This window comes from Psychrobacter sp. FME6, from assembly GCF_014861365.1.
In the GTDB taxonomy this organism is placed as follows: Bacteria; Pseudomonadota; Gammaproteobacteria; order Pseudomonadales; family Moraxellaceae; genus Psychrobacter.
The window spans coordinates 12,851-35,228 of the sequence record NZ_RRYW01000024.1 but is presented as its reverse complement, the minus strand read 5'-3'; the positions used below and the strand labels follow the sequence as shown (position 1 = coordinate 35,228).

Annotated in this window: 16 protein-coding genes and 2 tRNA genes; 8 read left to right on the top strand and 10 right to left on the bottom strand. The window is 43.1% G+C overall.

From position 1 onward, the window contains the following. Window positions 1-685: 685 nt before the first annotated feature. Complete coding sequence (locus EI162_RS05335; protein WP_192523387.1) at window positions 686-2,164, top strand: phosphatase PAP2 family protein; 1,479 nt, start codon at window positions 686-688, stop codon at window positions 2,162-2,164. Window positions 2,165-2,613: 449 nt separating this feature from the next. Here EI162_RS05335 and EI162_RS05330 read toward each other — a convergent pair. The 3 genes from EI162_RS05330 to msrB all read right to left on the bottom strand — a co-directional run bounded on the left by EI162_RS05330 (window position 2,614) and on the right by msrB (window position 3,605). Then, window positions 2,614-2,690 (bottom strand) — tRNA-Asp (locus EI162_RS05330). 53 nt (window positions 2,691-2,743) lie between these two features. After that, a tRNA-Val gene (locus EI162_RS05325) sits at window positions 2,744-2,819 on the bottom strand. Window positions 2,820-3,179: 360 nt separating this feature from the next. Further along, window positions 3,180-3,605, bottom strand: a complete 426-nt coding sequence (gene msrB, locus EI162_RS05320; protein WP_192523386.1) for a peptide-methionine (R)-S-oxide reductase MsrB — start codon at window positions 3,603-3,605, stop codon at window positions 3,180-3,182. Window positions 3,606-4,059: 454 nt separating this feature from the next. On the opposite strand from msrB, the gene EI162_RS05315 reads away from it, so the two are divergent. After that, window positions 4,060-5,706: an aminotransferase class I/II-fold pyridoxal phosphate-dependent enzyme gene (locus EI162_RS05315; protein WP_192523385.1), complete on the top strand. Its 1,647-nt coding sequence runs from the start codon at window positions 4,060-4,062 to the stop codon at window positions 5,704-5,706. A 98-nt stretch (window positions 5,707-5,804) separates the two neighbouring features. Here the strand turns inward: EI162_RS05315 and EI162_RS05310 are convergent, their stop codons facing one another. Together EI162_RS05310 and EI162_RS05305 are read right to left on the bottom strand one after the other, a co-directional pair. Next, on the bottom strand, window positions 5,805-7,412 hold the full coding sequence (locus tag EI162_RS05310) for an inorganic phosphate transporter (protein WP_192523384.1): 1,608 nt from the start codon (window positions 7,410-7,412) through the stop codon (window positions 5,805-5,807). Window positions 7,413-8,068: 656 nt separating this feature from the next. Next, window positions 8,069-9,742, bottom strand: coding sequence for an ATPase (locus EI162_RS05305; protein ID WP_192523383.1), 1,674 nt, complete (start codon window positions 9,740-9,742; stop codon window positions 8,069-8,071). A 253-nt stretch (window positions 9,743-9,995) separates the two neighbouring features. Here EI162_RS05305 and EI162_RS05300 point away from each other — a divergent pair, with 253 nt between their 5' ends. The 5 genes from EI162_RS05300 (at window position 9,996) to EI162_RS05280 (ending at window position 16,033) form a co-directional block, all read left to right on the top strand. After that, on the top strand, window positions 9,996-10,706 hold the full coding sequence (locus EI162_RS05300; protein WP_192523382.1) for an FFLEELY motif protein: 711 nt from the start codon (window positions 9,996-9,998) through the stop codon (window positions 10,704-10,706). A gap of 420 nt (window positions 10,707-11,126) precedes the next feature. After that, complete coding sequence (ubiE, locus tag EI162_RS05295; protein WP_413038379.1) at window positions 11,127-11,933, top strand: bifunctional demethylmenaquinone methyltransferase/2-methoxy-6-polyprenyl-1,4-benzoquinol methylase UbiE; 807 nt, start codon at window positions 11,127-11,129, stop codon at window positions 11,931-11,933. Window positions 11,934-12,068: 135 nt separating this feature from the next. Further along, entirely contained in the window at window positions 12,069-12,773 is a 705-nt protein-coding gene (locus tag EI162_RS05290; protein WP_192523381.1) for an SCP2 domain-containing protein, read from the top strand. Between the two features lie 132 nt (window positions 12,774-12,905). Further along, window positions 12,906-14,567, top strand: coding sequence for an ABC1 kinase family protein (locus EI162_RS05285; protein ID WP_192523380.1), 1,662 nt, complete (start codon window positions 12,906-12,908; stop codon window positions 14,565-14,567). A 47-nt stretch (window positions 14,568-14,614) separates the two neighbouring features. Beyond that, complete coding sequence (locus tag EI162_RS05280; protein ID WP_192523379.1) at window positions 14,615-16,033, top strand: FAD-binding oxidoreductase; 1,419 nt, start codon at window positions 14,615-14,617, stop codon at window positions 16,031-16,033. A gap of 204 nt (window positions 16,034-16,237) precedes the next feature. Here EI162_RS05280 and ruvB read toward each other — a convergent pair whose 3' ends face one another. The 4 genes from ruvB to EI162_RS05260 all read right to left on the bottom strand — a co-directional run bounded on the left by ruvB (window position 16,238) and on the right by EI162_RS05260 (window position 20,912). Then, window positions 16,238-17,218, bottom strand: coding sequence for a Holliday junction branch migration DNA helicase RuvB (ruvB, locus tag EI162_RS05275; RefSeq protein WP_225735300.1), 981 nt, complete (start codon window positions 17,216-17,218; stop codon window positions 16,238-16,240). Between the two features lie 311 nt (window positions 17,219-17,529). Continuing rightward, entirely contained in the window at window positions 17,530-18,150 is a 621-nt protein-coding gene (gene ruvA, locus EI162_RS05270) for a Holliday junction branch migration protein RuvA (protein ID WP_192523377.1), read from the bottom strand. Window positions 18,151-18,235: 85 nt separating this feature from the next. After that, window positions 18,236-19,273, bottom strand: coding sequence for a class II fructose-bisphosphate aldolase (gene fba / locus EI162_RS05265; protein WP_192523376.1), 1,038 nt, complete (start codon window positions 19,271-19,273; stop codon window positions 18,236-18,238). 331 nt (window positions 19,274-19,604) lie between these two features. After that, window positions 19,605-20,912, bottom strand: a complete 1,308-nt coding sequence (locus EI162_RS05260) for an RNA-guided endonuclease InsQ/TnpB family protein (protein WP_192520979.1) — start codon at window positions 20,910-20,912, stop codon at window positions 19,605-19,607. 74 nt (window positions 20,913-20,986) lie between these two features. Between EI162_RS05260 and tnpA the strand changes: the two genes are divergently transcribed. Next, window positions 20,987-21,385: an IS200/IS605 family transposase gene (tnpA, locus tag EI162_RS05255; RefSeq protein WP_192523375.1), complete on the top strand. Its 399-nt coding sequence runs from the start codon at window positions 20,987-20,989 to the stop codon at window positions 21,383-21,385. A 381-nt stretch (window positions 21,386-21,766) separates the two neighbouring features. Here the strand turns inward: tnpA and EI162_RS05250 are convergent, their stop codons facing one another. Then, complete coding sequence (locus tag EI162_RS05250) at window positions 21,767-22,153, bottom strand: hypothetical protein (protein WP_192523374.1); 387 nt, start codon at window positions 22,151-22,153, stop codon at window positions 21,767-21,769. Window positions 22,154-22,378 lie beyond the last annotated feature (225 nt).

Genomic DNA, 22,378 nt, shown 5'->3' with positions numbered 1-22,378 from the left:
CGCAAGCAAAATCTGACAGTCGTGCTTACTTTAAGCAAGGCGACATCATGCCAGATTACACTAATAATCATTCACGGACGTAACGTCATCAGGTTTAATGAGCAGGTATTTGCCATAATTTTTGGTAAACGCGACTAAACGTTCTTCATTCGAATGCGCGACCTAAATAATATAAGGGCAAAGCGTTAAGTGAAGCACCTAGCGTGCCAGAAAGAATAACCAAGATTAAATTAAAATCACCTCTCGACGCTGCAAAATCAGCAGCGGGCATAATGATTTCAGAAAGTATGAAAGAAAAAAATTTCGGCAAACATAGCAAATACAATACCAAAGTAGCCAAAACTTGCCATAATTCTAAGTACCTATTCGCTGATTTGATTCAGAATCATTGCTTTCCTTCATTACCGTTAGATATCATTTTTTGAGCATTTCTAACAATATAAATGTTCAACACGCCCTAATCTTGACTTGATTTATGTCAAAACCTGCTGTTTTATGCTATTTATAGTATCCGCACTATAGCAACGATTAGATAAATGCCATGACCAGTCATTCGCCTCTTTCGATGAAATCTAGATGCCTCTCTCTAGCTTGCGCTTTTGGAATCTTTGCCATTCTGTATTCTTTAACTAATGTCTACGCACAAGCGCTGCTTTATGATCTCCAGTTTTCTGAGCTAAGTAGCATGAACTCTATATGGCCTAAAAAAGTTTATAATCTAACCATATTAGTTGACGCAGCGATTCCTTTTATTCCGCTGATGATTGTGCCTTATAGCTGGTCAATCATGCTGTTTTGTGCCAGCTTTTTTATGGTAAAAACGCCAGCACAACTGTCCTTATTAACACGCAAGTTAATCTTAGCCACGCTTTTCGCCTGTTTTATCTTTTATATATTTCCAGCCAAATTTACTTTTGAGCGCCCTACTGTATTAGGCTGGGCACGCTATGGTTATCAATTTTTGCATATAACCGACAAACCTTTTAACCAGCTTCCTTCCCTGCATGTGGCATATGCCGTATTACTAGGGACGTGTTTATGGCAGCTTTCGAAATCCGTTCTATATCGCCTAGCGCTTTGCTGTATCTGTAGCCTCATTATCGTATCCACCGTCCTAACTTATCAACATCATCTGTTGGATATTGCTGGTGGCTTATTACTGGCAGCGTTAGTACTGGTCATGACCAATAAACTGCGGAACAATCTTGTTTTAAAATATCTGGCAGTAGCGATATCAGGGTTTTTAATCCTATCGATATCAGGGTTTATGCTCAATAGAAGCATTGCCTCTATCACTTTTGAATGGTTGTACTCTTTAATCGCCATGTACTGGATGTTAAGTTTTTTTGGTTTGGCGTGGGCGTATCAATACCCCAATCAGTCTCGCGATAAACGTTGGTTTGCAAAGGATAAGCAAGGGCGTTTACGGCTGTCTACTTGGTTGAGGTTTATGCCATTATTATTAAGCTATTGGCTGATGTGGTACGTTGGGCAACGCTATCAACCTACTCAACATAATCGATCGAATACTCGCTCATTGAGCCATATTGATATGGACTCAAAATACAAAATAGCGGACTCGGTATATGCAGTCGCTACCCCAAAATTATTTGGTTTGTCACAAATGAGCGATAAACAGTATTTATGTTTTTCCAATTTTGCGACGATTATTGTGATTGATTCAGCGGTAGAAACTAACAGTCATGGTTTCAGCCTAAAAAAAGCCTTATCTACTTATGTGCAAGCACAGAAATTAGACGTTAATAACAGCTCATCACTCTACGACCCTCATCCACCATTTATCGCCGTTCATATTGAATACCTCTATTTTCCACTGTTGGATTTACAATCGTTAAAAGAGGTTGATGCTCAAAATTTCATCCAGTTGTTTAAAGAGATAGATACATTAGCGGCACTTGATAGAGTACCTGATATTACAATCGAACAGCTGCTTAGCGATAGAGTGCTGATTAACTTTCAATGCGTGATGGGCCTATCCCGTAGCGTCGCCCTGCATACTTTGTACTTGATCTATCGAGGAAAACTGACTGCCAATAATTATGTTGCTTGGATCGATGAGCAGTACCCAAACGCGCACATCAGTGATTATTATCTGCCCAAGCTACTCGTTAATAAGATAGAAATTTTAGCTAAAAATACTTGAGCAATCATTTTAAAATAAAGATACAGCGGTGCTGGGATAAATTTTTTGTAGCCTCTGTCGACGTAGTCACAGCAAGCCATAAAAACTTGTACCAGTCACGCAGTATAGTGTCGTATATCCATTTTATTCAGTATCGACTGAATATCATCCTGCGTCACTGATGCACCATTGACTGCTGATGTATCACAACCAAATTTTAACAATCTTAGTCACCGTTTGGTCACCGAGCACTTGGTCACTGATTTTCAAAGCGTAGCGTGCTTGCAAGAAAACTTGTCATTCATGCACTGTCAAAGAGTATACCGATGATAAATAATTAATAGGGATAAAATATCTACACCTTATAGATAGAGGCTTTAGGAGAAAATTTAGACACAAAAAAACCTCAAACAAAGTTATGTTTGAGGCGAAACTTGCTTAGACTCGAAAATCTAAATTCGTTTTAAATATGGCGCAGCGGACGGGACTCGAACCCGCGACCCCCGGCGTGACAGGCCGGTATTCTAACCAACTGAACTACCGCTGCTTAGGTCGTCTTTAGCATTTTACCTCTATAAAAAGGTGCACTCGCTAAAAGAGTGGTGGGTGATGACGGATTCGAACCGCCGACATTCTGCGTGTAAGGCAGACGCTCTACCAACTGAGCTAATCACCCTTGCTGTGGGTGTGTATTATATACATTTACACATGGCTGTCAAACAGTATTTGCTACTTTTTAAACTATTTTATATACTTTCAACAAATATAATCACAAGTATATGTTTTTACTGGCTTTGTTTTTTTATAAAAAACCGATATTTTTTACTATTAGTACTTTAATAACCCACTACCACTTATTAAATGTCTGTTTTAACAGCGTCAAGTTTCGTCGTTGATGCATAATGCTTAACCAATTACCCTTTATTATTGATTAAAGGCTTGGCATTAATCAATAATAAAAGCCGGCAGGGAAACGACTGGCGTCCCCTACTCTTTTCTTCCTATACACTAACATATGCCCTACTATTTGCCCAAATTACTTCTCAGATTTATCCAAATCGATAGACACTGAGTTGATGCAATAGCGCATGCCTGTGGTCTCACGTGGTCCATCGGGGAACACATGGCCTAAATGCGCATCGCAGTTGCTACAAGTGACTTCGGTACGGCGCATACCTAGCGAATCATCTACATGCTCATCGATGGCACTATTATCGATGCCCTGATCGAAACTTGGCCAGCCACAACCTGCATCAAACTTGCTATCAGCATCGAATAACTTAGCACCGCAGCCTTTGCAGCGATAGATACCTTTGTCATCAACATCATTATAAACACCCGTGAATGGACGTTCTGTGCCCTTTTCACGCATCACATGATACTCGTCAGCGCTCAGACGCTCTTTCCAATCAGTATCGGTCAGTTGACTGATTTCTTCTTTGTTCAGTTGATTGTCTTGCATAAATTATCCTTATTAAATGATTATCTAATCTGCTGTGTGGACTGCTATCTTTTATATAGCCTCCCATTAGGGCTTTATCGTCCAGTTTTTTGCAAAAACGATAAACTTTATATATCGATTAAGTACTAACTATTCAAGCCAAACATTACAAGAATGTACACAGTACGGAGTAACCGCCCTAAGTATTAAAATTAAATAATTATAATAATATAGCAAAAACTTATATAGCTAATTCACTATAACCCTTTATAGACAGTGTTATGTAAAGCGAGAGCTTAGAACAATAAAAACAACCTTAGTAGAATGCAAGATAAACTTGCATTAACAAAAAACTTATTTTAGAAATAACTTGCATTACGAATGTATATGCAATAATATCTTGCATATACAGTTATTAAAAAAGTTAAGCACTTCGCCTATTACAAACTAATTAAATAAAAAGGCTTGGATAATTATGAGCAATAGCACAAATAAAAGCACACAAGCTGAACGACTGGTACAGCTACGCCGTGACAAAGGAATGACGGCAGAGCAATTGGCTCAAGCGATGACGTCTGCTGGTGCAAAGGTCAGCCGCGGCGCAATCTCTAACTGGGAGCGTGGGACCAATGGTATTGTTTCATCAAAACTACCGACCCTAGCACGCATTTTAGGCTGTAGCGAAGGTTACCTATTACGTGGTGAGCTTCAAAATGACACCGATAAAGAGGTCGGTTCAGATAATGCTATACAGTCAGACAATGCCAAAGAAGATGGCGTTCCAGCTGCACAAGCGGATAGCGACGCCCCATTATCAACTCAACGAACAACCACAACCTCCTCTACTCCTCAAATAAATTCACCAAACAATCCGATGAGTGATCACTCTATGAATACAATAAAAAAATCCGATAAACTACAAAACGTCTGCTACGATATTCGCGGTCCTCTTCTTCAGACTGCCAATAAAATGGAAGCCGAAGGCAAGCGCATCTTAAAGCTAAACATTGGCAACCCTGCGCCTTTTGGTCTAGAAGCACCGCATGAGATTTTACGTGATGTGGCGATGAATTTACCTGAAGCGACTGGTTATTCAGATTCTCAAGGTATTTTTTCAGCGCGTAAAGCGGTTCTGCAATATTACCAATCAAAAGGACTCTTATCAGCCGTTGACGTCCGTGATGTCTATCTAGGTAATGGCGTCTCTGAGCTGATTGTTATGACCATGCAAGCCCTAATGAATGATGGCGACGAAGTCCTTGTACCCATGCCAGACTACCCACTTTGGACAGCAGCGGCCAACCTAGCAGGCGGTACAGCAGTACATTATCGCTGTAATGAAGAAGACAACTGGCATCCTGATATCGAAGATATCAAATCTAAAATTACCAGTAAAACTAAAGGTATCGTGGTTATTAATCCCAATAACCCAACGGGTGCCCTATATAGCGATGAAGTACTATTACAAATCATTCAAGTCGCAAAAGAGCATGATTTGATTATCATGGCCGATGAGATTTATGACCGTATCCTCTATGATGATATGCAACATACGCCGATGAGCACTTTAACCGATGAAGTACTGGTTCTATCATACAATGGCTTGTCAAAATCACATCGTATCGCAGGCTTTCGTGCAGGTTGGATGATGGTATCAGGTCGTAAACAACACGCCACTGACTTTATCGAAGGCTTAAACATGCTGGCCTCTATGCGTTTATGTTCAAACGTGCAGGGACAATATGCCATTCAAACGGCGATGGGCGGCTATCAAAGCATGAAAGATTTGACCTCCCAAAAAGGTCGTTTATACAAACAGCGCGAGTTGGCGGTATCCCGCCTTAATGCTATTAAAGGTATCTCTTGCACCATGCCACAAGGCGCATTTTACTGCTTTCCAAAGATGGATCCCGAGATTTACCCTGTCGAAGACGACATGCAGTTTATGATGGATTTATTGATAGAAGAAAATGTCTTAATGGTTCAAGGTTCAGGATTTAACTGGGATAAACCCGATCATTTCCGCTTGGTATTTTTGCCTAACCTACACGACTTAGAAGAAGCTATGGATCGCTTAGATCGCTTCTTTGCTAAAAAGCGCAAGCAATTTGGTACCGATTAAAGATTGACTGGTTATAAAAAAAACGCTTATCGGCATGATGTCGATAAGCGTTTTTTATGGTTAAAAATCAGGATGTGTCATCATTTAGATTGCGAGACTTAAAAGACGTTACTCAACACGAGATAACTGATTGCAGACATTGAGGCCGCCGCAGGGAGGGTAATAATCCATGCCAAGCCGATAGGCTTCATCAGCGCCCAGTTGGTGTCTCTATTGACGATACCGATGCCCAATACCGCTCCAACGAGCGTATGCGTACTCGATACGGGCAGACCCATAGTAGACGCCCCCATAACCACCGCAGCGGCCGCCAATTCAGCTGAGAAGCCAGAAGCAGGGTGCATTTTTGCCAAATTGGTGCCGACGGTTTGAATGACTTCTTTGCCAATAAACCAAAGGCCAACAATAAGTGCCACACCGAAAGTCAGCATGACAGCAGGTGGTACCGCAGCTTCGGTCGCAATACTGTTGGTACGAATCACATCCATAATCGCGGCAAACGGACCAACAGCGTTGGCGATATCATTGGAACCATGACTAAAGGCAAAAGCCGATGCGGTAAAGACTTGCATCCAGCTAAACATAATAAACGTCGCTTTGGTCAAATCTTCCTTATGCTTGCCGCGAATACTTTTGGTATAGATAAAGGTCGCAAGCCACACCAGCGCCGATATCATACCCATGATTAAGAAGCCTTGCAGCGTCGTCATACCATTATTGACGTTCTTCAGACCTTTAAAAATGACCAAAGAGGCCATTACTGCACCACCTGCAGCCGCAATCATAGGCACCCATTTCTTAAGGGCTTTTAGAGTATCCAGATTGCTGCGCTCGTTCTCAATCTCATAAAGCTCTTTGTAATAATCAGTCTCTAAGTCCTCAACGACGCAATCATCATCTTTATAAATTTCTTGATCACGCAACATCGCTGAGGTATACGCTAGCTGTTCTGATTCTGTCAGACTGCTTAGATATTCTTTATGATTATTTTTGAGAGTTTTTTTGTTACCTTTAAGCGTGGCAATATGTGCTTCTGTTTTATCATTATATTCAATGATATTTTTCTTAATTTGTCCATATAATAGATAGGATAAAACGCCACCTAGTAAAGGAGATAGCACCCAAGAGATGGCAATCGTCCCAATCGTCCCCCAATTCACGGTCGATAGCGCCATTTCGGTACCACCTAACGTGATACCCAATACAATGGAGCTACCAACCACGCCGCCGATAATGGCATGAGTAGTCGATACAGGCAAACCTTTCTTGGTGGCAAATAATAGCCAAAACGCAGCAGCGATAAGCGCTGAGAGCATGACATAAATAAACTGATTGGGGCTGACTGCTAAACCATCTAAGTCGACGATACCGCTACGAATGGTATCGGTCACCTCGCCGCCTGCCAGCACGGCACCTGACACTTCAAATATCGCGGCGATACCTAACGCCTGCGGGATAGTCAACGTCCCTGCACCTACCGAGGTACCAAAGGAGTTAGCGACATCGTTACCACCGATATTGAATGCCATAAAGACACCAAAAGCAGTTGCCACAATAAATAGCATTGTCTGCTGGTGCATGGTGTAATCTAGACCCCACCATAAAAAGTAGGCGGTCATCGCAATCAGTAAAATGGCAAAAAATAGATTTATTCTCATAGAGCCGACTGATTTGGTTGACTCTGTAGAACTGCTGCTAATACCCATACGTCGATACGTCCTGCGTAAACTGATTGAAATTATATGTGGTTAATGATATTGCGCGGCTATTGATAATGCGGATGGTAGCATCTGCTATTAGGATAGCGTCTTAGAATACGCAATATACCGACTAAATAACGTTAAGAAACAAGATTTTTTCGTACTATTTTGATGCATTACTCTAAAGCTCACCCCTACTTATTCGCATTTTATTTTACTTAGGGGTAATAGATAAGGCAAAAAATACATCACTCAACATATTACAAAGCCGCAAGTAGTATTGCTAAATCGTCTGATTACAGCATCTTGCGGCTTAGATATATCATAGTAATAATGCTGGTACTGGTAGCTGGTATTGTAATCATTTTTGTCATAGTTGTTAAGATAAGCGTATCACGTGACAAGAACCGTCAATTAGTGAGACAACACACTCTATTTGCTATGCGATTTTCTCGCAGAGCAGAAGCGATTACGCGCCTATTATATTAAATATAGACGCATAATGCATGATGATATTGCGAGATTTGTAACTATAAATTTATGTTTTAGACAACCTGTTAATTTAGTGAAAAATTGTTGTGTTTTAAAAATTATTCAGGCTTAAAATACATGCCTATTAACGCTTATTATGCATCACAAACCCTGCCGTAGCTCATAAGTCCTTAGTTATCGGAAAGTGCTGCTGATAATTGTTTGATAGCATGATCTAAAACATCCAGACGTGCTTGGCGCTTTTCATCGGTCGCAATGACGCACCATGGGGCGTTTTCGCTATCGGTACGTGCCAGCATATCGGCTGCAGATTGGACGTACTCAGACCATCTATCACGATTGCGCCAGTCGTCATCGGTCAGTTTGAATTGCTTATGCGGGGTATCTTCACGCGCTTCAAAACGCTTAAGCTGCTCTTTTTTATCGATGGCCAGCCAGTATTTGATGACTATCGTTCCTGCCGCTACCAAGTCTGCCTCAAAGCGATTAATTTCATCATAAGCACGCTGCCATTCGTTATCAGTGGCTAAGCCTTCGACACGCTCAACCAATACCCGTCCATACCAAGTACGGTCAAAGATGGCAATGCGACTGATACGGTCTGTTTGCTCGTTGGGAAGTTTGGTCCAAAAGCGCCATAGATACGGATGCTCTAGTTCATACAACATCGGTGCACCGATATTATAGACTTGATATTCACGCGGATCGAGTGGCGCAACCAGCCGCTTAATCGCACCACCTTTGCCTGCCGCATCCATGCCCTCAAATGCAAAAACGATATGACGACCTTGGCGTGCGCGCAGCAATTCGGCAAGACGAGCTTGCTTGTCTGCCAATGCTTCATGGTAGTCAGACTTATCCACCTCTGAATCATCAATATCTTTTAAGCGCTTAGGCAGTCCTACAGGTTGAAATCTTTCTGTTTCGCACGCTTGACTGAACTGCTCAGCAGAATCTGCTTCGTTAGTATTTTTATTACTACTTGCCAGCGCGGTTTGCATTGCATGCAGTACTTCATGGCAGAAATGATCGGCGGCTTGTGATTTATCTTCACCATCTATGATAATCCAATCATCCTGCTGCCGTAACAATGCCGCTGCCACCTCGTTAAACTGAGCAATAATCTTTGTACTATTCCAGTCGATTTGATACAAAAAATCAGGATCTGACTCATCATCATTTAGTCGCGCTTGCAGTGTGTCGACATCGACATGGAACCAACATTTTAGCAACCTAGTTTGATTGGCGACTAAGTCTTGCTCGAATGCTTGTAACTTAATAAGTTGCTGCTGCAAATAATCTTGCCATTTCGCAATTGGTAGCGCTTTCTCGTTGACAAACTTCTTATCTTTTGACTGTTGATTCTTTAGTTGCTTATCATTGTCGCTGTCTGATGCTGCCATACGCATGATGTTATAGAGCAAATCAGCATACCAATTACCAAAATACACCATCACATCACCGTGCCGCGGCATCGCCTCGGTATGCGCCTGCCAAATCGGTTGATACGCTAATGGACAATAGCCAATGGTGGCCTCAACCTTAAGCAGCCGCGGGTCGACCCATTGCCGCAATTGCTTAACAGCTGTCCCTTTGCCTGCTTGTTCCATACCATTGACCAGCACCAATAACCCTGTGGGTCTATTAAGGGTAGATGGTGTTTGTTGCCGCGTGGCCCGTAGGGCGTATTGGGCCGTAACCAATGCCAACCTAAGCGCATCCTTATCCATAGAAAACTGACTGAGAGGATTGGGGATTAAGCGCTCGCGAGCCACCTCTGCACTAAATTGTGCACTGACCGTTTGTGGTGTTGCGGGCGCAGCCGTATTATTCTTTTTGCTCATAACTGGAATCCTTCCATAATTGAAAGCAGGCATAATTGAAAGCTTGCCCGTTTAATCATAGCATTTGACCAATTCAGTAAATAACGCTGCTATGTAACAGTTTGACATTTGTATTCTGCTTTATTTTCTTTTAAGGTAAGCACAATTTTGCGCGCATTTTTAATAGATACTCATAGATATAAGAATCTCGCATTACTTAAACCTTTTTATGACCAATTTGATTGTCATCTTTACTTTTATAGGATTGCCTGCCATGTCTGCTTTAACCAATTTACAACAGCACTTAAATCGTTTTTGGGCGCTGCCACATCATGACGATGCCGCATTAAACACTAAGCTCAAAGAGGTTCAATCATGGCAACAAGCACGTATCAAACAGACGCATAGCACCCTATTTGAACAACCAAAAAACAAGCCAATGGCCGATTATTTTCTGACACAACTATATGGTGGTGATGAATTTAAGGTATTGGCAGAGCAATTAGGACGCATCCTTCCGAAAGCCAAAAAACTTGAACGCCTTGCCAAAGAGTCTTCTTTAGAAGCGGGTAGCATGGGTATTCAAGCGGCCATTCTAGCGGTTGAGCTAGATTTACATTTGGCGCAGTGGTTGCTTGCTCAAGACCTGCCTGTTAATGAAGATAATATGCTCGCCGCCTATCGCGCTGTTGATGAAGCGGATGAACGCCGAGTCCAAATCAACAACCTTAAAGAGGTCTGTTATCGTACCGATAAGGATCTTAACTCGTTTATGCTAAAAAAAGCCTTTTCACTAGCGAAGGGCACCGCTTATCGCCATAACTTTCAACCACTTTACGATTTTATTGATTCAGGTTTTAAAGCCATGAAGCCACTCAAGAGTGTGAGCAGCTTTATTGAACCATTTTGTGAGCGCGAAATGCAAATTATTGATGAGGTTCATGCCACGGATAATGGCGGTAAGCCAGCAGCGTTTGGTGTATGATAGGCTTAATAATATAAGTGGCTACTAGCCACTTATATTGCTTAAACAGACCATCATAAAAACCAATAATAGGACACGACGATGACTGATAACTCAAATAACAATCATAACCAAGCTGATCAAAAATCCATTAACGATGCTGATAATACTGCCATCGGTAACACCGCCAACGGTCATTTACAAGACAAGCTGGTTCAAGATAGCATCACCCATAACCAAAACATCACTGCCCAAGCACAAGCTCGCCAAAACCCAAACGTCAATGACAGTGCTAATGCCAATGCTAATACTAATGCCAATGAATTTACCCAAGTCCAAGATCTACCCACTGGAACGCCACAAGGCCAACAAACCACTATGCCAGATAACCATACAAACGATGCTTCAAACCACACCGCAGCAAAAACCAAGGTAGAAAAAATAAAACAAACGCTTTTTAACCAGCGTAATGATATTAATAACCCGCACACGACCGATACTGACGGTGCTGAAGAAACCCATTTTGGTTATAAGACAGTCAATAAAGCGGAGAAACAAGCGCGCGTGGCTGACGTTTTCACCTCTGTTGCCAAAAAATATGACATTATGAATGACTTGATGTCGTTTGGTATCCATCGCCTATGGAAACGCTATGCGATTAGCTTATCGGGTGTGCGTGCCGGTCAGCATGTACTTGATATCGCTGGCGGTACAGGAGACTTGGCCAAAGTATTCAGTCGTGAAGTCGGTAGAAACGGTCACGTGGTGTTATCAGACATCAATGCCGCGATGCTAGAAGTGGGTCGCGAACGCCTCATCAATGCTGGCTGTAACAACGTCGACTTTGTACTGGCCAATGCTGAAACACTCGCGCCATTTGACGATGAAAGCTTTGACTTAATCACCATTAGCTTCGGTCTGCGCAACGTCACGGACAAAGATGCGGCCTTAAAATCCATGTATCGCGTGTTAAAGCCAGGTGGTCGCTTATTGATTTTGGAGTTCTCAAAACCCGTATTTGAGCCATTATCCAAAGCTTATGATTTATACTCATTTACCGCCTTACCGATCATGGGCAAGCTAATTGCCAATGATTCTGAAAGCTATCAATACTTAGCCGAATCGATTCGCATGCACCCCAATCAGCAAACGCTCAAGCAAATGATGCAACAGGCAGGTTTTGAGAATTGTGATTATCATAACTTGACTGCTGGTATCGTTGCTGTGCATCGCGGTTTTAAAGCATAGCCATAAAAAATCCTAACGATAAAAATGGCGAATACTCTTAAGTCCTAGCGTCTGATCCAGCGATGACTACTGAGCAACTAATCCTAATAAACGATGCGCTTTTTTAAGGCGCCCAACTAAATATGCGAGAGCCTTATGCTGACTGTCTTACTATTGGCGGGTGCCGAAAAGCTGATTAATATTGCGATTACCAGCGATGAGATTACCAAAGCTGGTCTAGCACCGCTTGCTGGCAAAGTGCTGCGACTGAACATGGCCATGCCCGAAATTAATTTGGATGTATTGTTTACTGATGAACGGCTGCGTTTTGAGCCAGTGACGACCGAGAGTGTGTTTGAGCCAAGTGGCAGCATGGATGAGCGTCAAACGGCCAGTATGGCGCGGGCGCGGCTTGGACATAGTCGCCCTGATTGTATCATTACCGTAGACAATCCCGCGCAGTTGCTTAATCTGATGCGCGGTGCTGAAGGTAATTTACCTATCGCTGGCGACTATAAAGTGCTGATGCAGCTTAAACAATTGGTCGCAGGTTTTGATCCTGATGTAGCAGGACAGCTTGAGCCGTTTATCGGTAAGCCGATGGCCAGCCAGCTGCATCTGCTCATATCACAGCTTAAAGGCAGTTGGCGTCATAGTGCCAAGCGCGCCTTTGATGATGTCAGTGATTGGGCCAACGATGTCGCAGGCAATAGTGTCCCCGATCCTATCGAGGCAGCAGAAGTAAACGACCTCAAGCAGCAACTATTAAAGCTGCGTGCGGATGTAGAGCGTGAAGAAGCCAAATTGGTAGCCATCAAAGAAGAACAGGCTCAGTTTCTCAGCAACTCGTTCCATCAGTAGCTTATCTCACTGATTGCTTGTTTGATTGACGACGGTTAAACGCTGTTTTTTGTCGGCATTACCTAAAGATAAGCATACAGATCAACATAGCACCTACCCTATTTCTGACGTTTTCTAGAGTACTTATACCTTATGCTATTATCCCATCGTGCTCGTTTATTTGAGCTTTGGCGTATCGCCGCAAGCTATCGACTTGATACTCACCTCTCTATTGAAGAAGCACCGCAGCTGCAACCTTTGGCGCGCATTATCCGTCTGCATCCAGCAGCTTGGGGTAAAAAACACCAGCCAAATGCCATAAAGTATGCACTCGAAGATATGGGTACGCTGTTTTTAAAACTTGGACAACTGCTCTCAACGCGTCGCGACTTAGTGCCGCCTGAGATTATAGAGCAATTGGTTCAGTTACAAGACAAGGTCAAATCTTTTGATTCTAATGTTGCGATCACCCAAATCCAAGACCCTAAGTATGGACTTGGTCAATCTATCGAAATTCTATTTGCTCGCTTTGACGTTAAGCCATTAGCAGCGGCCTCTATTGCTCAAGTGCACACTGCCGCCCTGCATGATGGCCGTGAAGTGGTGGTAAAAGTCGTTCGCCCTAATATTCGCACCACTATTGTTGCCGATTTCGAACTGCTACGTGAATTAGCTACTTGGGCATCTGCTCGTATCGAAGCCGCTCGTGCCGTACATATCATCGACATCGTCGAAGACTACAGGCAAGTCATGCTCAACGAGCTGGATTTAACCTTAGAGGCTGACAACACCACGCAGATGCGCAATAACTTCTTGGGTTCAGCATTGATGTATGTACCTGAAGTCTATGATTCGTCCAAAAATGTGATGGTCATGGAGCGTATTCAAGGCGTGCCTATCTCACAAGTTGAAATGTTTGATCAGCTGGGTTACGACCGTGCCGCCCTAGCAGAAAAAGGCTTGACGATATTTTTCACCCAAGTATTTCGCGATAATTTCTTTCATGCTGACATGCATCCAGGCAACGTCTTTGTAGAGACGCCGCCAGTTAAGACACTAACGACAAATATCGCACCAACTGATTTGGGTCATGAGCCGCGCTATATTGGGCTTGACTGCGCCATCATGGGTACCTTATCAAAGGACGACCAGCTCATCGTCGCGCGGATGTTGTTGGCAGTGATGAATAATAATTTTACCGCGATGGTAGATATTGTCAGCCGCGCCGGTTGGATACCACCAAATGCCGACAAGCATGCGTTGATGCGCGATATGAAACGTACCGTTGGCCCTATGTTAAAAAAATCCATTAACGATATCGATTTTGCTGGTGTTTTGATGCAAATCTTAGATATTGCCCGCCGCCATCACATGAGTATCCCGCCGCAGTTAATGCTGCTGCTAAAGACCTTGGTGCACGTAGAGGGTCTCGGTCGGGATTTGTATCCTGATCTCGATATTTGGTCACTCGCCAAGCCGATTTTAAGCAGTTGGATTAAAGAGCAGCTGGATCCAATGCGTAATTTACAACAGCTACGCCAACAGCTACCAGAAATTTTATTATCTACCACTGATATCCCCAAACTGCTAGATCAAGGCCTACAAAGCCTTGCCTCACAAGGGTCGCGTCAAGACAGTCAATTACGTGAAATACAACAAATTCGTGCTGATATGCTCAACGACCGTCGCCGAGACTGGTTGGCGCTTGCTGGTTTTGTCATCTTTATTGCGATTGCCACACAAGTCATTGGCTGGCTGTCACCTATCTTTTATCTATTAGCGATTTTGGCGGTAGTTTGGCGCATTTTAGCGTAACACTTATCAATTTTATCTACTTTTTTAAAAGACTTTAGGAATTCTCTATGTCTACCTCTCATTTATCTACTGCCACTAAAAAAGACCACAGTGATGCCATTGCAGCTTTACAAGGCCGTTTTGATAAACAGCTCACCACCAACCTAACGGTGCGCGAGCAACATGGTCATACCATGACTTGGCTCGCCAACCAGCCACCTGACGCCGTATTGACGGTAAAGGATAAACACGAGGTTGCTGCTGCCGTTGCTATTTGTAATGAATATCAGATGCCAGTGATTGCCTTCGGTATTGGTTCATCCTTAGAAGGGCAATTAAATGCGCCTTATGGTGGACTGTGTATCGATATGCATGCCATGGATGCCATATTGCAGGTTCATAATGAAGACCTAACGGTAACGGTACAACCTGGGGTCACACGTGAGCAGCTAAATCATTATTTGCGTGATACAGGATTGTTTTTTCCGATAGATCCAGGTGCCAATGCCAGTATCGGCGGTATGGTCGCCACTCGTGCTTCAGGAACCAACGCCGTACGTTATGGCACCATGAAAGATGTGGTGCTGGCACTTGAGGTAGTCACCGCCAGCGGAGATATCGTTCGAACGGGCACACGGGCTAAAAAATCCGCTGCTGGTTATGATTTGACCAGGTTAATGATAGGTTCAGAAGGTACGCTTGGTATCGTCACTGAAGTCACGCTTAAATTATTCGGTATTAGCGAATGTATTGGCAGCGGGATTTGTCACTTTTCTAGCATCGAAGATGCTTGTCAGGCAGTCATGCTGACCATTCAAATGTGTTTACCAATTGCTCGAATTGAGTTACTCGATGCGGTGCAAATCAAAGCCTGTAATCAATATGCTAACCTTGATTTGACTGAGACCCCAACGCTATTTGTAGAGTTTCATGGCACAGAGGCCAGCGTCGCTGAACAAGCGCAAATATTTACCGATATCATCGAAGAGTTCGGTGGTCGCGATTTCGCTTGGGATACCAATGAAGCCGAACGTAAACGGCTTTGGCAAGCACGGCATAACGCTTATCACGCCAGCTCTGCCCTACGACCCGAGGCCAGTGCCTTATCCACCGATGCCTGTGTACCCATTTCACGTTTAGCAGAATGTCTTAGCGCAACAGCAAAAGATATCGAAGCATCTGGGATGATTGGACCTATCGTCGGCCACGTTGGTGATGGTAATTTTCATGTTTTACTGTTAGTGGATACTAATAATCCAGAAGAAGTCGCCACCGCTGACGGTATTATCAGCCGACTAGCTACGCGTGCAATTGAGATGGATGGTACGTGTACGGGTGAACACGGCATCGGACAAGGCAAACAAAAATATATGCAGCAAGAGCACGGTAATGCTTTAGTGCTGATGCAAGCCATTAAATCCGCCCTTGATCCCAAAAATATTTTAAATCCAGGGAAAATATGGCCTGAAGCTTTACCTACTCATTAGTCGTAAAGCCATTTATCTTAACACTGAAGTAAAAAAAGCGCCTGCCTTTAATCTCTCAATTAAAGGTAGGCGCTTTTTTTTAATAGTTTAGGTTTAATATTATATAGTTGATTCAATGTGAAAGCGGTACAAGGCAACCAAGCGTAGATGTATATATTATACTTCAAGCGAGGTTAACGCTGTAACTCTTTTATAGTGAATTAACTATAACATTTGATCAATCGCCATTTGAGTCAATACGCGACCGCGAGCGGTACGCAATACATAACCTTGTTGAATCAAGTACGGCTCAATCACATCTTCAAGTGTACCGCGATCCTCGGCCATCGCTGCCGCTACTGCCTCAACGCCAGCAGGGCCACCATCAAAACGCTCGTGCAATATTTCAATATAACGTCGGTCCAAATGATCCAGACCGCGCCTATCAACTGCCAGCATATCGAGCGCGCTACCGGCAATCGCGCCGTTGATACTACCGTCGCCCCTTACTTCAGCATAATCACGTACACGGCGTAATAGACGGTTGGCAATCCTTGGCGTACCACGAGCACGGCGAGCAATCTCCACGGCACCATCGTCGGTCATCGGCACACGCATCAAGCGGGCAGCACGACTGACAATCGTTGTTAAATCAGCAATATTATAAAACTCCAGCCGCTGAACGATACCAAAACGATCACGCAATGGCGAGGTCAATAACCCTGCTCGTGTGGTCGCTGCCACTAAGGTAAACGGTGGCAAATCAAGTTTAATAGAGCGTGCTGCTGGACCTTCACCAATCATAATATCCAGCTGAAAATCTTCCATCGCGGGATAAAGTATTTCTTCAATGACGGAGCTCAAGCGATGGATTTCATCGATAAATAAAATATCACCCTCTTCCAAGTTGGTCAGCATCGCTGCCAAATCACCTGGTCGCTCAAGTACAGGTCCCGAGGTTGAGCGCAGATTGCCACCCATTTCACGAGCAATAATATTGGCCAGCGTCGTTTTACCTAAGCCTGGCGGACCAAAGATAAGCGTATGATCTAACGCCTCACTACGACCTCTGGCAGCACCAATAAACACTTCCATCTGCTCACGTACCACTGGCTGACCAATATATTCAGCTAATAATGCTGGTCGAATATTGGCATCAGGCGCATCACTTGTCCCTTCCAGCGGATTAATCAAACGATCTTGCATCATAGGTTTTATCATTATCTTAAAAGAGTGAAGTAATCATACCATTTTCAAAAATTTGAGAAGCTTTTAATAGCTAGGAAAGCGAGTGCAAATACTACATTTAGTAGACTAAGCAAGCTTGACACAGCTAACCACATTGTTTGGGATTGCTATGAATAGCATAACCAAACGTTACGCATAAGTCATGCACAACATCATAAAGCAGCTATTAAATAAAGCACAGCCTAAAACGAAAATAAGCGACAATGACTGTCGCTTATTTGCTTAATTTAGACTTATACCGGTATCAATAGTAATAGAGCCCAAAAGACTTAAAATCCAGATAACTGCTGTAATGTAGCCTTTAATAAACTTTGCGTATCGGCAAAGGTATCACCGTTACTTTTGGCAGCTTTTATGGCTTGCTGAGCTTCTCGTTCTTTGTAGCCCAAGCTAATCAACGCGCCTTCGACCTCAGCAACAATACTACCTTCAGCAGAAACTGCCACAGGCTGAATAGCAAACTCTAGATTACTGTCATCAACTTCGATATTTTTCAGCTTATCTTTTAGCTCAATCAATAAACGCTGAGCCGTCTTTTTGCCGATACCTGGGATACGGGTCAACGCCGTTTCTGACTCTTGCTCGACATGCATTTTAAGCTCAGCCGCTGACATTGCAGAAAGCATTGCTAATGCCATTTTTGCCCCAACGCCATTGATTTTAATCAACTGACGAAAGACATCGCGCTCTTTACGATCGATAAAGCCATAAAGCAGCTGCGCATCTTCACGCACATGAAAATGCGTCCAAATACTTGTCTGCTCATTAAGCTGTAACTGGCAAAACGAAGGCAATGGCAGCTCAATATCATAGCCAACACCAGAGGTGGTCATAATACAAGCAGTCGGTGCCATCAAATACTGCACCTGTCCAGTAATCAATCCAATCATAATCCACTACCTGTTATTAGAGCCATGATAAAAAATGAGCTGAGCAACCATTTCGTTATTGAATGCTATCTTTTAACGGTCAAGCTTACTGATAAAAATCGACCATACCTTCAAGGCTGATTGGGCGAATCTTATGTGCTTGACCCGCAGAGCCAAACGCTTCAAAACGATTGGTGCAGATATCTGACATCGCAACCATAGACGCTTTAAAGTATTTACGTGGATCAAACTCACTTGGATTTTTTGCGAGGAACTCACGGATAGCCCCAGTTGATGCCAAGCGTAAATCGGTATCGATATTTACTTTGCGGACGCCATGTTTAATCGCTTCGACGATTTGTTCAACAGGCACACCATAAGTCTCACCAATATCGCCACCATTTTCATTAATGACTTTTAACCATTCTTGTGGCACTGATGATGAGCCATGCATCACCAGATGGGTATTCGGAATACGCGCATGAATCTCTTTTACCCGCTCAATGGATAAAATATCGCCTGTCGGTGGACGGGTAAACTTATAAGCACCATGACTGGTACCAATAGCAATCGCTAACGCATCAACGTTGGTGTCTTTCACAAACTGTTCAGCTTCGTCAGCACTGGTTAATAATTGTTCGTGATCCAATACGCCTTCTGCGCCAGAGCCGTCTTCTTCGCCTGCCATGCCAGTCTCAAGGCTACCCAAACAACCAATCTCACCTTCGACTGAAACGCCGCACGCATGAGCCAACTTAACGACTTCGCGAGTAACGCTGGCATTATAATCATAATCCATTGGTGTTTTACCATCTTCACCAAGCGAGCCATCCATCATTACCGATGAAAAGCCAAGCTGGATTGAGCGCTGGCAAATAGCTGGTGACATGCCATGATCTTGATGCATCACTACTGGAATATGTGGCCACTCTTCGATAGCAGCAATAATCAGATGACGCAAAAATGCTGACCCAGCATATTTACGTGCGCCAGCACTGGCTTGAACGATGACAGGTGAGTCACACGCATCCGCTGCCATCATGATTGCACGCATCTGCTCTAAGTTGTTGACGTTAAAGGCAGGAACACCATAGTTGTGCTCAGCGGCGTGATCTAGAAGTTGACGTAAGGATATTAAGGCCATAAAACGCTCTCTGATTAAATTTTGAATAGTATTTTAAAAACAGCTTTTGAAAACAGCAGATTGTAATAACCACCCTAACTGTCGCTATCACTTAGCAAAATAGTAAATCACTTTAGGGGGAGTTATCACGCGGTGATTATAACAAAGATTGCTCTGTCTTCGTAGCAGTTGGCCGACTATTTGTTGCTTATCTTTTTACCTACCTATTCATATATATCACATATAGTTGATTCACTTTAAAACCGACAGAATGAGTTTCTGACTCATTCTATTTGACATACTCCCACCACTTTCGCAAAGCTCAAGTGGGGGATTCTAAAAGCAAATGCTCTTAGGCGACCTTCTCACGAGGGTCACTTGTTTTCTGTTTCAACGGGCGACCTTTACTGCATCCTCCCTCCGCAGACAATACGGCATGTCCTGCCGCTAATATATTACGAGCCGCATTAAAATCAGCGTTCGCAACATACCTGCATTTGACGCACTCGAATTTAGACTGAGTTTGTCTGTTTTCCTTAGCGATATGCTGGCACCTAGAGCAAGTTTGGCTAGTGTATCGTGGATTTACTTTAATCAGTAAGCCGCCGCGCCATTGCTGCTTGTACTCAAGCATATTGACCATCATGCCCCAACCTTGATCTAAGATTGATTTATTCAATCCTGACTTGGCTTTGACATTACGACCTTTATTCTCCACCGTACCACTGGCTGATTTCGACATATTGGCGACTTTTAAATCCTCACAAGCAATCATGGCGTGGTTTTTGCTGATACTGGTGGTGGTTTTATGCAAGTAGTCATGGCGAATGTTAGCGATATGATGGTGTAGCTTTTGAATCTTGCGGTTCTGCTTTTTCCAGTTTTGGCTAAACAGAACCTTCCTGCTTAATTGACGCTGTAATTTAGCCAGTTTTACTTGATTGGCTTTAAAGCTGTTCTTAGGTTTGATGTACTGACCGTCTGAGGTGGTGAGTAGTTTGCTGATACCCATATCTAAGCCAATGGCGCTTTTAGAGGAGTGGCGAGGGTTCTCAGCCAGTTCGCGCTCTGTGCCAAACGACACGTACCAGTGCCCCGATTTCTTGCCGATGGTGACATTTTTAATTGTACCAATAATGTCTTGCGACTTCCTAAACTTCACCAGGCCAATGCCATTAGGCAGTTTTACTCGGTTGCCCTCAACACGGCAGTATTTATCAAACTGAACCAAGCGAATTGAGTCGCGCCCATCTGATTTGCGCTTAAATCTTGGCATCAACGGGCGTAGCTGGATTTCTGTGCCGTCAGCCAGTTTAAAGAACTTGGGTTTGCGAGGTTTCTTTTTATTTTCTTTTAATCTGGCATGTACTTTAGGATCAAAGAAACGCGACCAAGCCGATGCCAGATCACGTACTTTTTGTTGTAAAGACACCGCGTTTGAGCTGCTTTTTAAGAATGCAAAATCAGGGTTGCTCTTTAGACCCATGATTTTATTAACAAGGTTGGTGGCATTGATAAACTCATCTTTAGCAAACATTTCAAATGAGATCGCTAGCATTTGATTCCAAACAAAACGTGCAGAGCCGACAAGATTATTTAAAACAATCTCCTGCTCCGTATTAGGCTCAAGCCTAAATTTATACGCTTTGTTGATTTTCATAAATGCCTTCTTTATTAATGAGTGTGCATTTAGTAATATACTTATAATACTAGCACTTAAGAGTTTTTATTACAATGAGTGAGATATACAAAAACCGTCATGCCGCCTTTAACCTCCACGTTCATTTGGTTTTTATTACCAAGTACCGAAAAAAGGTCTTAGGTGAGCTACATCATGAATATTTCAGTGAGTGTGCTGCTGAGGTGTGCAAGAGTTTTGATGCTGAGTTAAAAGAATGTAACGGTGAAGCGGATCATATTCACATGCTTATCCAGTACCCACCAACAGTGCAATTAAGCAAACTGGTTAATAACTTGAAGTCAGTCACCAGTAGACGAATGAGGGGTGATTTTATTGATTTAAGAGCAGCTTATTCTAAACCTGTGCTTTGGTCACGCTCCTACTTTTCAAGCTCTTGTGGCGGTGCGCCATTAGATATTATTAAACAATATATTCAGAACCAGCGAGGTTAGCTAGTGATGCGAAATTCACCTCCACCCTAATGTCGGGTGGAGTCCTCTTTCGCTTTTTTGATAGTCAGTGAAAAGTAAAATCGATACATCACCTACTGCAGGTACCGTTTTTTCTTGCTTGCTGTGCCTACGCAGACAGAGGCTACAAAAAAACTATACCAGCAGTATCGTAGCGTTTTTAAAGTATTTTAATTATAGTCTCAGCTAAAAAATAATCAGCAACGCAAAAAGCCTTGGCAATCACCAAGGCTTTTTTAGTATTTTGAGAGCTTATAAAGCGGCCATTAACGAAAGCAGCTATTCATAAAAGCAACTATCAACTCTAATCACTCAAGTTGTATCTCAATCGAGAGTACCCCAATAGATTAGTCATTGAACGGCTTAGTACTGTTGTTCTGCTTCTACTGCGTTTTCACTGGCTTTGTCCTCAACGGCCGATGCCCCATCAGCAACCACTTCCGCGGTATTGGCAACGGCTTCATTTGCACCTACTACAACCGCTTCGCCCGTGTTTTCTAGCGCATCTGTGGCGGCAGCACCAGCTGTTTCAGCGCCTTCAGCAACTTCAGTACCAGCATTCTGTGCAGCAACTTCTGCATCAGCAGCAGCGGCTTCAGTTTCAGCAGCAGCTTCTTCAGTGTTGGCAGCAGCATCATCGCCAGCCGACTCAGCAGCAGCTTCCGTTTTATCTTGTGTTTCTTGGCTACATGCGGTGATTGCAAAAGTACCAGCAAGTACGCTAGCAAGTAACAAATGACGTTTTAACATAATAAACCTCTCGTAAATAATGCATGTCAAAATAAATGGTTGCGCTATTTTATAGTGCGCAAGTGGGACATACAATAACAATTTTCAGTATATAGACAAATAATGATTACTTAACAATAAAGCAACCACTTGATAATAATAGTTGGCTATCAACACTTAATTAATCCGTATAAAAACGGACAAGAGTGATGACCAAAATATTATTTTCACAGACTACCCTAGATG